The following is a 14,177-nucleotide window of genomic DNA, read 5'->3' as shown; positions in this document are numbered from 1 at the left end:
GGCCAGGGCGGCCTCCTGGACGCACTCCGGGCAGCGGGCCTGGCGCTCCGTCACCGGGCGAAGCCGGGGGAGGGTCACACCGTCCTCACGGAGTCGGTTAGCGGCATCAGCGGCCAGGCGAAGGACCGCCGCCCGCTCACCGGGGACCTCCTGGACCCGACCGGGACCCAGCGGGACCCGGTGGGTCCTACAGCGGTCCTGGGTCCCGCTGATCCCCAGGACCCGGTGGGTCCCACGTCCGGGTCCAAACGCCAGGGGGCTCATCGGTGGACCCCCGGGACCGTCGTGAGTCCCAGGTCCTGGGTCCCGGGACCCAGCTCATGCTGGACCACCACGGCGGAGGGGAGGCGGAGGCCGTAGAGCTGGACCCGCTCCCGCTCCAGGGACAGGAGAAGACCCAAGACCTTCACTGTGTCCTGGATGGACAGGTCCTCCGTCGCCAGGAGGACATTGGCCCGGCGCATCCAGCCGTTGAAGCGCGCCTCCGACTGGCGGCGGAGTGTGTCCGCCTCCTGGGCTGGGATGCGCTGGAGGGCGGCCCGGACTCGTCGCGCGGCGGTCCTGGCGCTGATGTCCAGGCGCTCAGCGATCACGTCGATGGAGTGGCCGGCGTTGCTCAGCTCCAGAGCCTCCAGCTCCTGGGCGTGACGCTTGCCGGCTGTCATGCGGCTCATGTTCCGGACCGTATACCCGCAAAGTGCCAGCAACTAGTCCAAAGTGCCACTGGTGGAGACACCATAGTGACACTTATGTGCGTCCGGACGTGGGCAGACGCTCGCCGAGCGGCTCAACTCGATGCCAGTGGCACCCGAAGTGGGTGCCGGCAGCGGGGGCGACTCGGTGCCAGCGGAGACCCACTCGGTGCCAGTGGCGACACGACTCGGTGCCACTACTGGCACACGAACTCTCAAGGAACTCTCACCACAACTCTCCGAGCCGGCCACTTCGTGGCCGACCAACTCTCAGGACAACTGCAGCGGCGCGAACCGAGGAGTAAGCCGGACAGGGTTGTATCGCGATCCACTCACGCCAGAACAGCGAGCCAGGGTCGACCGGGTGTGGGACGAAGCAGAGGCCGCGATAACGGCGGAAGCCGGAGCGAAGCTTGCCCGCCATGAGTCGATCAACTTCATCGAGCGGGACATCCTGCTGAAGCGTCAGCCGGAACTGCTCGCGCCGTCGTTCGGCTGACCTGCGAACCGCCGGCGATCTGATCGCGCGCCCATCAGGGCGCGAACGACCAGTCAAGACAACTCGGCACCGGCACTACTCGGGCTGGGCGGTGGGTCGACAACGCTGCGCGCCAGCTGGCGCGCATCAGGACACCAAGCTCAAGGAGTACTGCCAGTGTCGACCAAGCACAACACCAAGAGCACGAAGACCTTGTCTCGGCTCGCCGCCGAGAAGCTGGCCGAGGCTCGCCACCTGCTCACCCCGCGGAGTCCGAGCGCGAGCCCGCCGAGGTCGTTGCGCAGCAAGAAGCGCCGCACCCACGCGGAGCGGCGCTGGTGGTCGGAGGAGATCCAGGCGCCGTCAGCCCTCCTCGTCCTTCCGCATAATCCGCTCGAACTCCTGCGGAGTGATCTCTCCCAGCCTGAGCCGCCGGGCGTTGGCCGCGAACTTGCCGACCTTCTTGTGCTGAGGCAACTGACCTGGCGTCGCCAGCTCGGCGTCAACCATCATCGCCTCGAACTCGTCCCTGACCTCCTGCGGGTTCCCCATGTCCATCCCATGATCATGGCCGATTCAGGGCTTGCAGCCCATCCCACGTGCGGCCACCCCGCCGCCATTCCTCGTCTTGGAGAAGGTCCACCACCTATCGCCTACCGCCAAGAAGATCATCAACCCCAACCCCGTCGCGGTCGAGCTCGTGTTGGTCAGCAAGCCCGCTGCCTAGCTGGCTCGTCGCAGGGGGCAGAGTCTCTACGGAGGCCCTGCGCCCTGCTGTGGTCGTCGAAAACAGCCCGGATTAAGGGCCGTTACGCACGTTGCTCATGGCGCGTATCGGCAGGCAGCTCAGAGTCGATTTCGGGTTAACAGATCGACCTTCGAACTGTGGCAGGATCTTGGCTGCTAAGACATGGCGGTGCGGCTTCCTCGGCTAAGGGGTCGTACCCCCAGGTGTTCCTGGCTTGATCAGCGATGGGATCTCGCCTCGGGGTCGGCCGATCCGTGGCTCCCGGCAGAACCTGTTATCTGGGCGATCGTTGTAGCGCCGTGAGTCTTCAAAAAGCTGTCTAAGAACTCCCGCCCTGCCCTCGATTGAGCGGCCAGACCGCCGAGTCCACCCGAGGCCCGGACCTGTTGCACGTCTCCCTGCATGGCGCCGATCGCGCTGCTCGCGTTCGAGAGCTGCACGTTCACGCCTTGCAGGGACTTCTTCGCTTCCTTCAGCTGCTCGCTGAGCTTCCCCTTGGCGGTCTTGGTCTCCGCCAGGGTCAAGCGCAACTCCTCGCTCTCTTGTTGCGCCTTGTCAAGAGCCTCCTGCACGCGTTTCAGTTGGCCGTCCAGCATGGTCATCACCGTCGCGGCCGTCTGCACTGACTGGTCAGCGATGCTGACCTTCTTCTCACCCCGGGACAACAGGTGGTCTACCCAAGACTTGATCAGGGCACCGACCCCAAGCGCGGTCGCGATGGCGACACCAACGGTGATCTTGTCTGCGGTGGTCACACTGCCCGCCCTGGTATCGATGCCTGCACGTCAACGGGGCACGTTACCAACTTGGCGCCGCCTTCGGCGTCGGCTCCTGGTCTAGTGCTGTCCGTCGATCTGCCGCCAATCGAGCCCTTGCCGTCGCTCCTTGAGGAGTCCGAGCGGGCAGCAGACTCAAGGGGTCATACCCCCACGCCTTCCGACGACAAGGCCAGCGTGCCGTGCGTCGGGTCCTTCGCGTCGGGGCGAACGGTCCATCCGTCTGGCCAGACGCGGCGCCCTTCCTCTCCGCCCTCGTTGAGGCCCGGGTCATCGAGGTGCAGCACGCGTGCGTGGCCGAACGACTGAGCGTCGTCGAAGGTCGCCTTCCAGAACGAGGCGGCTTGGGCGAACGTCACACCTGTGAACCAGGCGTGGGCGATGAAGGTCGCGCTGTGGAACCGGGCGTCGCCGTCGAAGCGCACATCGGCGAACGAGGTATCGCCGCTGAAAGTCGCCTCACGAAAACTGGCGGCCTTGCCGCCGAAGGTCGTCGCATGGAACCGGGCGTCTCCGCCGAAGATGACCTTGTCGAAAATTGCGTTCCCGCTGATGATGGCCTTGTCGAACTTGACGTCGCTGGCGAAGATCGCTCTGTGGAACAAGGCCTCGCCGTCGAAGCGCGCGTCGACGAACGAGGCGTCGCCGCTGAAGTTAGCCCCGAAGAACCATGCCCTGCCACTGAAGGTCGCACCTCTGAACCACGCGAGGCCGGTGAAGGTCGTGCCGTCGAACCCGCCTCTCCCGCTGAAGGTCGTCCTCTCGAAAATGGCCGAGGCAACGGATGCCCTCATCAAACTGAAGTCGATGAGTGCAGCGCCGGTCAGGTCGAGGTTCATGCCCGGCCAGAACGGCTCATCCGGAGAGGGCGGCTTGTCCTGCGCCTCCTCCCCTGAGACGCCCCCGGGTGCGCGGAGGTGTTCGGCAAGGAGACGTTGGGCTGTAAGCCGCACCTGCAGCTCCTGGCTCGCGTCCCGCTGCTCTGCCGGAGTAGCCGGCTCCGGCAAGTCCTCCGGCCGGCTGTAGGGCATGCGCAGGTACGCGCACAGCACGTTCACCACTGTCTGTCGGTGCTCGGGGTTGGCCTGTGCGAGTTGCACCAGCGAGTACAGGGCGCCGAGCCGTACGGGAGCTTGCGTGTGTCCGAGCTGCTCGACCGCCTTGGTGTATAGGTCGTTTACGTGTGTGGCTAGGTTCAGCTGATGCGCTCGGTCCTGTTCGGCCCGCCGGTCTGCCTGCTCGGCCTGGCTGAGCTGGTAGAGACGATCCTGCTCCGTCCGCCTATCCGCTTGGTCTCGCTGGTTCTGCCGATACGTGCCGTAGGTAACGGCTAGGCCGCCGGCCACGGCGAGTCCGGCGAGGGCCTGGACCAGGGTGGTCCGTACGTCGTTCTTCGCCTTGAGTGCCTGCTCAGCCGTCAGGCCGTTCTGTGGGTGACGGGTCAGCAGCCACGGGCCCACCACAAGCGCGAACGCGAGTAGGAGCACACCCACGAGGCAGCCAAGAGCCCACACCCACGGGCGAACCACCCGCGTCCGTCGCTCTGCCATTGCTCTCCCGGATCGGTGTGGCGCCAGTCCTATGTAGTCTTCAACGGCGGTTGTCGGAGGGGTGACGGATAGTCACAAGCATGACAGGCCTTCGCGATGAAGAGCAGTGGGTCAAGGCCTGCGTCGAGGGGGCGCTCCCAGGCGTCGAAGTCAAGCAGCACGACGACAACTCTCGCGGCAGCATGCACGACCTCGACTTGATCCGAGGTGGCTGGCGGTTCGGAGCGGTTGAGGTGACGGCGGCTGCCGATGGTGAGTCGATCGCCCTGTGGAAGCTGATGTACCGGCCGGGTCAGCGGTGGATCGAGCGGGATCTCGCGGGTGGCTGGGCCGTCGCGTTACTACCGTCGGCTCGTGCGAAGAGGCTGCGCTCAGAACTCCCGATCTTGCTCGCCGAACTTGAGCGGCGCGGTGTTCGCGAGGTTCCGAGATACCGCCACTCAACCGATCGGTTCTCCGCCTGGCTTGGCGAACTCGGCGTAGTCCACGCCCATCAAGCAGGAACGGACTCCCCCGGGAGCATCTACGTCAACATCGAACTACCTCTTGAGAGGTCCGGCGGGTGGGTTGCCGATACGGGCGATGCCCTTGCTGAGTGGCTGAGCGGTTGGATGCTTGAACCTCACGAGGCCGACAACCTCCGGAAGCTTGAGCGATCCGGAGCGGCAGAACGGCACCTCTTCGTGATCCTGCCAGGGTTCACCACCGCACCGTTCGCTGCCGCCGAACTCCTCATGCGGCCCGAAGCACCCCTGCCGACCGTGCCACCGACTCTGCCGCCCGCAGTGACGCATGCCTGGGTCATGAGCACCTGGAGTGCTCCTCACGGCTTCCGTTGGTCACCGGACGACGGCTGGAGCCGCTTCTCGAAGTCCTTCGAGGTTGCGGACAGCGCCTGAGGCCATCTGCCGATCAAGGGTGCGGCCTGTTGGCCGAGCGGATCTCTCGCCAACGGCCCGGCTCAAGACTTCTCAGCGATGTCCTTGAGCCAGCCGTTGATCCGCCTCATGTGATCGCCCGCGCCGATCCCGCTCTGATCCCTCAACATCTCTTGAACACCGTTCATAGCCCCCCTGAGCTGGCGCAGTTCCTCAGCCACAGCGAGGACCGCGTACGTGAGCGACTGGCGGTGCAGGTCGGCGTTGTCGCCCAGGTCTAGATCGCCCTGGTTGGCGGCCCCTAGCAAGTTGATCGCCGTTTCGCTCAGGCTCACCTTCGGCGTGACGCTTCCCTCCCCGTTGATCGGACTATCGGGGGATCTCGTCGGCTTCGCTGCTGATGGCGTTGGCAGTGTCGGCTGGACAACAGAACGGGTCCTCACTGCACTCGACGGTGGCTGGGTCGATGGGCTGGCACTCTCTCGACGCGTGACCTTGATGCCAAGGCAGGCGTTGGAGGCCGCCCACCGCTCCCATGTCCGTGTAGGGGCCTTAGCGAGGTGGTGCTGAATCCACGCCTCGCGGGCTGCCTCCTCTGCTGCGGCACGCTCCTCACGGCGGCTTCTCTTGGCGGCGCTCATCCCGTCCTCCTCTTGCGTGGCCTGCTTCTCTATCGAGCGGAGGCGCCGCAAGGCACGGCTGGTGGGCGGTTGCTCATCCCGAGGAGGAGGCTGGTCTCGTAGCCGGCCACTGAACGCACTCGATCAGGCGCCGCGCTTAATCACTATGAAGGACCGGGCGCCCACCACGGCTACGACTGCAGCACCGCACCGCTACTCGTATTCCGGCGGCCATCCGTCCGCCGTTTCTCGTCGCAAAGCTCGCTGAGTCGCCGGGTTGTCCCAGAGGTCCCGCATCGCGTGCGGCAACTCTGCAGCCTTCGGGTCGTCTGGGTCGGCCTCGATGAGGAGCTTCGGAAACAGGGTTAGCGCGTAGAGCGCCATGTTGGATGAGGCTGCGGCAAGGGCATCCACTCGTTGACCACTCATCGCGCGTGCCTCAGCTACCTGCTCCACGGTTGCCCGCTCCAGGGCCCGCTTCCTCGCTGCGTTGATCGGCTGCGGCAGTGGCCCCAGCTTCGGTTCATCAACCACGCGGAACTGGGCGATGAACGACCATGGCAGCATCGTTACCGGGTCGCGGTCGTCGTCGCCTTCTTCGCGTAGCCAGCGGAGGATCCGTTCGCGTCCCTTGTCCAGTGACGCTTGCATTTCGGCATCGGACTCTTTGCGCAGGTCGGCAACACGGGTTAGCCGCTGCCGCAGCTTGGCATTGTCTGGCGCCGGAGTGATCATGGCGTGAAGGCGGGAGAAGAGCCGGTCGCCGTCGTCGCTCTCGTATCCGCCGGAGCGGATGAGCTCTCTCTTCAGGTCAGCTACGGACTTCCTGTCGTGGTCGGACAGTGGGGGCAGTTGCGCCCGCATCTCGCGGTCGCGGCTGCGCCAGTCTCCAATCGAGATGGAGCCAGCGTGCGCCTGCCTGCTCAAGGCAGCAAGTTCGTCGATCGCCTCGACCGGCCAGCCGAAAAGGATCTCCGCATCAACTGCTGTCTGCGCGTCCACGCCGGGAGTATCGCCGCTATCACCGACACTCACCGTGCTCACGCTCCCGCCGCTGCGGTTACCGTCGGATGCTGCGAGGCGAGGACAGCCTTGACCGTGGAGGGGTACCACTTCTTGCCACCCTGCGCCGTAGGCACCTCGTCGGCGTTGAGGCCGCGGGCGATGCAGGCCAGACTGCTTCCGCTGTTCGCCTCGCTCCGGATGCGGTGCCGCACTTCAGCAGGCAGAGTGACGGGTCGCCCGAGGCGGACGCCAGCGGCCTTCTTCGCCGCCAGGCCCTCGCGGGTTCGCTGCCCAATGATGCGCCGCTCCCACTGGGCCGCAGAGGCCATCACCGACGCGAGGAATTCGCCGGCGGGCGTGGAGAGGTCGATGCCGAGGTCAAGGGCGATCAGGTTCCATCGCTTGGCCCGCGCCCGGTCCATCAGACCCGCGAAGTCCACCAGGGAGCGGGAGAGACGGTCGAGCTTGGCGACAACCAGCGTGGCGGCCTGGTGCGACTCGACCAGCTCTAGCGCCTCCGCAAGCGCGGGACGGCCACCGAGCGACTTGCCGGACGCCCCCTTGTCTTCCTTCCACGCGACGATGACCCAACCCCTGCGGTCCGCCTCCGCCTGCATGGCAGCACGCTGAGCCATGAGACCGGCACCGGACTCGGCTTGCTCGTCGGTGGAGACCCTGAGGTATGCAACGACGGTGTTGGCGGGGGCAGTCTTCGTCTTGGCCACACCATGATCATACAGCAAACGACCCTTTGCTGTATGACTGGGCCTCCGGAGTGGCCGCGGAAGCGCGGCCCGTGGCCGCGGGTGGCCCTGATCAGCCAAGCGACCTGCATGATGCGCACCAAGTCGTCTCTGTCTTCCTCCGTCAGTGGGTACCGCCTCCCATGTTCTCGGTCCAACTGGCGGAAGTAGTCCTGAGCTTCCCGCCGCGTGTCCGTCATCTGATGCGTCGTCAGGTCTGCCCTGTGCCCTGTCAAGGCGCCGAGGGCGTCCAGCGCCCCTGTGAGGCGAGCGAGCTAGGGCGGTGACGCCTCCACCTCTCTGCATTCAAGTCATGTAGCCGGGTGTGCAGTAGTTGTTGTGCCGATTCCAAGGCGCCGGGGCCATCATGCGGCGATTCAACGCCCGTTGGCACGGACATGGCTGGAGCAGCTCGACCCATCACTGCGTGCGAGCCGGACCCTCTCTTCTGTCGCTCAGCCTCTGCGGGGCAGCTTTGAGATCGGTCGCCGGGGCAGTGCAGCCCACGCTGTAGCTTCGCTAGAAGATCATCGTCTGGATGGTCGATGGACCTGCAAGCTCCCGTCCTAGAGGCTGACATGCAGCTTGGGATGGTGTTTGATCAAGAGCGATGCCGGCACTATGGCGCTGCTGGTCGGGCCGCCGGCCATCTCGTATCGTGAGGTCGCCACGACCAACAGTAGGCCCATCGTTGGCCGCTCGTCCGTGCGTCTAGGTTGGAGAGAAGTGTTTGAGCAGGGGCAGCGTGTTCGAGTGTGTGCGGAGGGAGTACCTGACTTCGCCACAGTTCGGCTCGCGCTGCCAAGCTCAGACGGGAGCTGGGCGCTCATCTTGCTCGACGACCAGGCCCGTTTACACGAAGTCGCGATACGGGCGGGCGATCTAGAGACGGTACGTCCGATCTTCCCGGATGGCGGGGCAGGTTCCGCGCGCGTGCTAGCGGGCATGTGGACCCGTTGGATGGCGGCTGCAGCTACCAACGCCGAGTCAAGTGCCATCGCTTCGACCCAGCTCAGGCCGTACGCTCACCAGACCACAGCCGTCTATGGGGCAATGCTGCCTCAGCCGTTGCTGCGGTTTCTCCTCGCAGATGAGCCGGGCACCGGCAAGACGATCATGGCTGGTTTGTACCTGCGTGAGATGCAGCGACTCGGGCTGGTGCGGCGCGCCATCATCGTCTGCCCTGCCAACCTGGCCACGAAGTGGGTCGCCGACTTCAGGCGATTTCTGGGGGGCGGACTCCGCCACCTGACTGCAAATACCGTCCGTGAGGATGCGGTTGGCGGCCACGACCTATGGGTCGTCTCACTTGAACTCGCCGCGGTCAACCCGGCAGTTCAAGACGCTATCCGCCCAGACAAGGCCGGCTGGGAATTGGTCGTGTTCGATGAGGCGCACCGACTTACGCCCACGGCCAAGAGCTTTCACCAGGTCGGACGGTTGCTTGCCAAGAACACACCGCGAGCGTTGCTGATGACCGCGACGCCCCACCGCGGCAAGGAGTGGCTCTTCCGGCACCTGCTGCACCTGGTCGATCCCGACATCTATCCCGATCCGGGAGACGATCCAAATGTAACGCTGCCGCCCTTGCGGCCGGGCTCCATCCACTTCCTGCGCCGCATGAAGGAGGACTTGGTTGACTATGACGGTAAGACCCGATTGTTCAAGGCCCGTACCGCCGCCAACCACCGGGTGCCTCTGTCCAAAGTCGAGTTCGGCTACTACCAGGCCGCTCTCGACATGGTGGATCAGTATTTCCCGGCCACCGCTCAACCGCTGGCGCGAATGGTCTATGGCAAGCGTGCTGCCTCCAGTCTGTGGGCGCTCGTAGAGACGCTGCGTCGGCGATACGCACACATGGGGGAGATGAGCGGGGCCGAGGCAGCCCTCAAGGCCGACCGTGAGCACCAGGGTGACGAGAGCGAGAACGACGAAGCCAAGGTCGTACACGCGGGTTCAACCGCCGCACGGGCAGAGCGGTCCGGCATCAAGACGTTGATCGACCAGATCACGGCCACGGTCACGGATCGAAGCTGGCAACCCTCCAAGTGGCGCAGGCTCACCGAAGACTGCCTCGGCAAGCACGGCATCTACCCGGGCAACACAGAGCAGGCTGTCATCTTCACCGAATACGCCGATTCGGCCGCTTGGATCACCCAGCGCCTGCTGAATGTCGGCTACACCGCGCGCATGTACTCCGGGCGGCAGAGCAACGCCGAACGGGACGAGGTCCGTCTCGCCTTCATGCGTGGCGAGTTCCAGATCATCGTCACTACCGATGCCGGCAATGAAGGCATCGACCTGCAGGCCGCCCACGTCTTGGTTAACTACGACATTCCCTGGTCGCTTGTGCGGCTCGAACAGCGCATGGGCCGTATTCACCGGGTAGGGCAGACCCGTGACGTGTTCCTCTACAACCTCGTCGCCACCGACACTCGCGAAGGCGCCACGCTGTTAACTCTGCTCGACAACTTCGTCGCCGCTGCAAACGAGCTGCGCGGCCAGATGTTCGACAGCCTGTCCGCCGTCGCAGAAATTACCGGCGTCGACTATGAGCGGTGGCTCAGCGATCTGTACGGCAACGACGATGTCAAGAAGCAGGCTGCGATCGACGCCGCGAAGGCTGTGCAAGCTCAGGATCTCACTCGCATCGCTCGCAAGGTCAAGGACACGGAGCGGCGGCTTGCGAGTCAAGTCGACGCCGTCGCCGCACTTACCCTGCTCCAACGCGACCTGTTCGCCCGCATCAACCCCGCCATCGTCGAGGCCTACCTCGACCGACTCGCGGCCGCCCAACTGCTGACCGCCCAGGCTACCGCGGCCGGTCCCGGTTTCCGGCGACTGAGCATGACCACTGGTAGCTTGCCAGCCACTCTGGGCGGTGGGGCCGAGGCGCATGTCGCCACTAGCGGCGAGGCGGTGCGCGAGGCGGTCAGCATAGACACGACCGGTCTCATTACCCTCGGTCCCGGAGAGCCGGGTTTCGCCGATCTAATCAGGCTCGCTGACCGGACGCTTGCCGAAGACGTCCTCCGCTCAGGGGCGGCCGAGGATCCCACCAGCCTCACCCCGTACGACCTATACGCCTTTGAAGCAGCGCTAACAGAGTCCGACGGTAAGCGTGCCAGCGTCTGGGCCACCCTGATCAAAGTCGACGACTCGGGCAATGCTCGCGCTGTGCGTTGGGAGACGCTGGCGAACCTTGTCCCCACTGAGCACTCGGGGACGGCCCCTCACCCCGCGCGACAGGAGTCCGCTACCGCGGCTGCGACAGCGCTGGCCGCAGCGACGGTGGAGGAGCACCACAAGGTGCGCACTGACTGGTTTGGCCAAGCCCGGAGGGACCTCACCAACCTTCCCATCGCACTTACCGACAGCATCGACGACCGTGACGAGCGGATTGCGCTTCGAAATCACCTGCGGATCCAGACCGTGAACCGGCTCGACCAGCTCGAAAAGTTGGTCCAGGTGCAGCTGACTGAGCCCAAACTCGTTGGCCGCCTCCGCGTACTACCTGCGGCAACCCCAGCGACAGCTGCGGAGGCCAACTCTGAGTGGGTGGCCATGCGGCACGTCCAGAAGCACCTTGAAGACGAAGGCTGGACAGTTGAGGATGTCCACACCGAAGGCCGCGGCTACGATCTTGAGACTCGAAGGCATTCCCAAATCCGCCACATCGAGGTCAAGGGCGTTGCGGGCAATGCTGCCAGCGACGGCATCCGTATGACGGGTAACGAAGTGCTCATCGCCACTCAGCACCGCAAGGGCTACTGGCTCTACGTCATCGACCAGTGCGCCAACGGCAAGGGCCGACTTTTCGGGGCCTACGAAGATCCGGCCACGCTCTTTTCCACCGACATGACCGGCAACGCCATCTTCCGCGTCCCCGGTAGCAGCCTGAAAAACGCCCCAGGGAGCGTCGCATGACTCGAATGATTGAACGATGGTTCCCTAGCTCCGAAGTGTCGGAGAACAGCGACAAGGGCTGGGGCTCTGGCAACAGCGAGATCGCGCTTTTCATGTGGTTTGCGAAGCGGCCGACTGTGCAGGCCAAGGCGGCGATACTGTGCTCATTGCTGCCGTGGCCCGACGAGGAGTCGGAACAGAAGAGGCTTCAGGACCTGGTTAGGTCCGCCCTTGCTGGGCGTTACGCAGCTTGGAGCGAGGTCCGGTCAGAGATCCTCCGTCATAACCCTCAAGGCGCATCGACACTCGACCCGTTCTCTGGCCGAGGCATGATCCCGCTAGAGGCGGCCAGGCTCGGCCTGCCAACTGAGGCCGTCGACTACAGCCCGATGGCGGTGTTGGCCAGCTATCTGCTGACAGAGGCGCCCTTCAAGGATCGGTCGCAGGAGCCCGTTTTGCCGTTTGGCCAGCAACCGGACGGCCTGCGTACTGCTCCAGCCGATCGGTTGCTGCATGACCTGAAGTTCGTGTTCGACGAGGTGCAGCGACGCCATGCCTCCTCCATGTGTGACTTCTACCCCGAGCACAGTGGACGACAGCCTTGGGGCTACCTGTGGGCGGTGAGCATCCCCTGCCAGGAGTGTGGCCGGAGATTCCCACTCGTTGGCGCCTACGAGCTGCTGCTGCCGCGGGCTCGCCGGGAAGAAGTGTCCTTCCACATCGCGGCCGACCGAAGCGAGGGAACGTGGGCTCCTGTCGTCAGCAGGGGCGCGCCGACACACCAGCCAACCCTCAGGAACGCAGTTGTCGACGGCCGGAAAATCGCCGGCAAGTCTGCTGTCTGTGTGTTCTGCTCCCACGTCCATCCGCTCGCGGTGCATCGTCGACTGCTGCAAGAAGGGCAGGGACGAGACGAACTCGTCCTCGCAGCCGACATCGACGAGCGCGGGCGTAAGGCGTTCCGCGTCCCGACTGATCAAGAGCGGCAAGCGGTAGGCGCCGCGAGCGAGGCCCTTCGAGCGGAACAGCCTTTTAATCCGTTGCTGCCTGCCTTGCCTGACGAAGGCATCGCCCCGGGCAACAACAACATCATCGGCCCGAGTATCTATGGGGCCAAGAGCTACGGCGACTTCATGGTTGACCGGCAGTCCCTCTCATACATTCGCCTTGCCCGGACAATCTCAAGTCTCGGCGATGAGCTTACCGGAGCCGGGGTCTCACACGACTACGTACGCGCGCTAACGGGGTACGCGACGGCCGTAGTGGTCAAGAAGTTGCGTCGCTCCACTAGGGGGGCTCGTTTCCAAAGCAAGGGTGGCGCCCAAGTGGGCGACCTGTTCGTCAACGAGGGCTCCATCACCTTCTCTCATGATTTCTTCGAAGCGGGCATCGGCGATGGTCCCGGCACCTGGCGCTCTATCTCCGACAACGTGCTCGCGGCCTGCCGCAATCTCTTCAGCGGCCTTCAGGGCGCACCAGCACACGTCCAAAGGGGGACGGCCACGTCATTGCCGTTCCCTCCGAAGCGGTTCGCTGCGGTCGTAACCGACCCGCCGTACGATCAGATGATCGCCTACGCCGATGCGTCGGACCTCTTTTACGCTTGGGCCAAACGGTGCCTGCACACCACTTGGCCGGAGCTCTGCATCACCGCTGACCCGCATGGATGCCAAGATAAAACTGAGGAGATTATCGTTAAGCGGGTGCGCGGTGATGCCCCAGCTGAGCACCGGAACCGGCAGCATTACGACACCTTGATTGCACGCGCCTTCGCCCAGATGAAGCAGGTCGTCCGGGACGACGGCGTCGTAACGATTGTTTTCGGTCACGGCGAGCCAGAGGTCTGGCAGAGGCTGCTTTCCTCGATTCAGCAGGCCGACCTCGTCATGACTGGTTCTTGGCCGGCCAACACCGAGTCCGGAGGGCAGCAAGGCAAGGCAAACATTGAGACGACGCTGACCATGGCGTGCCGGCCTGCGCCGAGGAACCGTCCGGCAGGACGGAAGGGTGGCGTGGAGGCCGAGATCAAGGCCGAAATCAAGCGACGTTACCCCGACTGGGAGCGTTGGGGGCTCGCGCCGGCAGACATGCTGATGGCAGCGGCCGGGCCGGCCATGGAGGTAGTTGGACGCTACAGCGAGGTGTTCAACGCCAAGGGCGAACCAGTCGACATCTACACGTTCCTGCCGCTGGCGCGCTCGGCGGTGCAGGAGGCCATGGCCGTTGAGATCGACCATCTCCCCCTGGAGACGTTCGACGCTCGTACAAAGTTTGCACTGTGGTGGGTGCGTCTGTACGGCCGCCAGGTCCAAGCCAAGTCGGAGCTTCGTTGGCAGACGCTGGCTTCCTCGATGGACCTCGCAGATGTTCGCGACTTAGTGCCCGACGCCGACAAGGGCGTCCGATTTACCACAGCTCGGCAGCTCAAGGTAGCTATCAATACGGAGTCAGCAGTAGTCGATGTTGCGCTCGCCCTTGCAGCTGCCTCTGAAGACGGGCTCGCTGCGATGGGAGAAGTGCTGGCTGCCGCTGGCGGAGGCGTGAACGACACCTACCTGTGGGCGGCGGTGAAGTTCCTCGCTGATCGGCTGCCTGACTCCGACCCGGACGCCGTTGCGTTCACTCGGGTACTCCGGGTACGGGACGGCATCGCCAACGCTGCCGAGAACGTACTCGTAGCCAAGGAGCAACGGCAGCAACGCCAACAGGCCGAGAGCGTCCAACTGTCGCTGCTCTAGTCAGCGGCTTAAACCAGCAGTTGAACCAGCAAGCCCGAGTGCA

11 protein-coding genes are annotated in these 14,177 nt (G+C 64.7%); 4 read left to right on the top strand and 7 right to left on the bottom strand.

Annotated features, from left to right (window positions below):
- Positions 1 to 260: 260 nt before the first annotated feature.
- A complete protein-coding gene (locus tag BUS84_RS16755; protein ID WP_143728444.1) occupies positions 261 to 674 on the bottom strand; it encodes a helix-turn-helix domain-containing protein in 414 nt (137 codons plus the stop codon).
- Between the two features lie 382 nt (positions 675 to 1,056).
- Between BUS84_RS16755 and BUS84_RS40705 the strand changes: the two genes are divergently transcribed.
- Positions 1,057 to 1,191: a hypothetical protein gene (locus BUS84_RS40705; RefSeq protein ID WP_280175137.1), complete on the top strand. Its 135-nt coding sequence runs from the start codon at positions 1,057 to 1,059 to the stop codon at positions 1,189 to 1,191.
- A 342-nt stretch (positions 1,192 to 1,533) separates the two neighbouring features.
- Here BUS84_RS40705 and BUS84_RS16750 read toward each other — a convergent pair whose 3' ends face one another.
- From BUS84_RS16750 to BUS84_RS16740, 3 genes are all read right to left on the bottom strand, one after another.
- Positions 1,534 to 1,728 (bottom strand): hypothetical protein, encoded by a 195-nt coding sequence (locus tag BUS84_RS16750; RefSeq protein WP_074313686.1) that lies wholly within the window; start codon positions 1,726 to 1,728, stop codon positions 1,534 to 1,536.
- Between the two features lie 408 nt (positions 1,729 to 2,136).
- Entirely contained in the window at positions 2,137 to 2,673 is a 537-nt protein-coding gene (locus tag BUS84_RS16745; RefSeq protein ID WP_074313684.1) for a hypothetical protein, read from the bottom strand.
- Positions 2,674 to 2,837: 164 nt separating this feature from the next.
- Positions 2,838 to 4,181: a pentapeptide repeat-containing protein gene (locus BUS84_RS16740; RefSeq protein WP_159451043.1), complete on the bottom strand. Its 1,344-nt coding sequence runs from the start codon at positions 4,179 to 4,181 to the stop codon at positions 2,838 to 2,840.
- Between the two features lie 143 nt (positions 4,182 to 4,324).
- Here BUS84_RS16740 and BUS84_RS16735 point away from each other — a divergent pair, with 143 nt between their 5' ends.
- Positions 4,325 to 5,143: a hypothetical protein gene (locus tag BUS84_RS16735; RefSeq protein WP_074313681.1), complete on the top strand. Its 819-nt coding sequence runs from the start codon at positions 4,325 to 4,327 to the stop codon at positions 5,141 to 5,143.
- A gap of 62 nt (positions 5,144 to 5,205) precedes the next feature.
- On the opposite strand, the gene BUS84_RS37570 is transcribed toward BUS84_RS16735, so the two are convergent.
- From BUS84_RS37570 to BUS84_RS16720, 3 genes are all read right to left on the bottom strand, one after another.
- On the bottom strand, positions 5,206 to 5,763 hold the full coding sequence (locus BUS84_RS37570; RefSeq protein ID WP_143728443.1) for a hypothetical protein: 558 nt from the start codon (positions 5,761 to 5,763) through the stop codon (positions 5,206 to 5,208).
- Between the two features lie 192 nt (positions 5,764 to 5,955).
- Positions 5,956 to 6,744 (bottom strand): hypothetical protein, encoded by a 789-nt coding sequence (locus tag BUS84_RS16725; protein ID WP_143728442.1) that lies wholly within the window; start codon positions 6,742 to 6,744, stop codon positions 5,956 to 5,958.
- Between the two features lie 38 nt (positions 6,745 to 6,782).
- Complete coding sequence (locus tag BUS84_RS16720) at positions 6,783 to 7,472, bottom strand: recombinase family protein (RefSeq protein WP_208869685.1); 690 nt, start codon at positions 7,470 to 7,472, stop codon at positions 6,783 to 6,785.
- A gap of 849 nt (positions 7,473 to 8,321) precedes the next feature.
- On the opposite strand from BUS84_RS16720, the gene BUS84_RS16715 reads away from it, so the two are divergent.
- Complete coding sequence (locus tag BUS84_RS16715) at positions 8,322 to 11,417, top strand: helicase-related protein (RefSeq protein WP_208869684.1); 3,096 nt, start codon at positions 8,322 to 8,324, stop codon at positions 11,415 to 11,417.
- Positions 11,414 to 14,134 carry a DUF1156 domain-containing protein gene (locus BUS84_RS16710; RefSeq protein ID WP_159451042.1) on the top strand — a complete coding sequence of 907 codons (2,721 nt, stop codon included), beginning with the start codon at positions 11,414 to 11,416 and terminating at the stop codon, positions 14,132 to 14,134. The genes BUS84_RS16715 and BUS84_RS16710 overlap by 4 nt, the downstream gene beginning before the upstream one ends.
- Positions 14,135 to 14,177: the final 43 nt, after the last annotated feature.

This window comes from Micromonospora cremea (assembly GCF_900143515.1).
Taxonomy (GTDB): Bacteria; Actinomycetota; Actinomycetes; order Mycobacteriales; family Micromonosporaceae; genus Micromonospora; species Micromonospora cremea.
Note: the sequence above shows the minus strand (reverse complement) of the source record. Positions and strands in the feature narration are given on the sequence as shown.

What these genes read in the sequence shown, in the direction of transcription:
- BUS84_RS16755 (WP_143728444.1), bottom strand. Translation starts at nt 674, where the DNA reads ATGAGCCGCATGACAGCCGGCAAGCGTCACGCCCAGGAGCTGGAGGCT.
- BUS84_RS16735 (WP_074313681.1), top strand. Translation starts at nt 4,325, where the DNA reads ATGACAGGCCTTCGCGATGAAGAGCAGTGGGTCAAGGCCTGCGTCGAG.
- BUS84_RS16710 (WP_159451042.1), top strand. Translation starts at nt 11,414, where the DNA reads ATGACTCGAATGATTGAACGATGGTTCCCTAGCTCCGAAGTGTCGGAG.
- BUS84_RS16750 (WP_074313686.1), bottom strand. Translation starts at nt 1,728, where the DNA reads ATGGACATGGGGAACCCGCAGGAGGTCAGGGACGAGTTCGAGGCGATG.
- BUS84_RS37570 (WP_143728443.1), bottom strand. Translation starts at nt 5,763, where the DNA reads ATGAGCGCCGCCAAGAGAAGCCGCCGTGAGGAGCGTGCCGCAGCAGAG.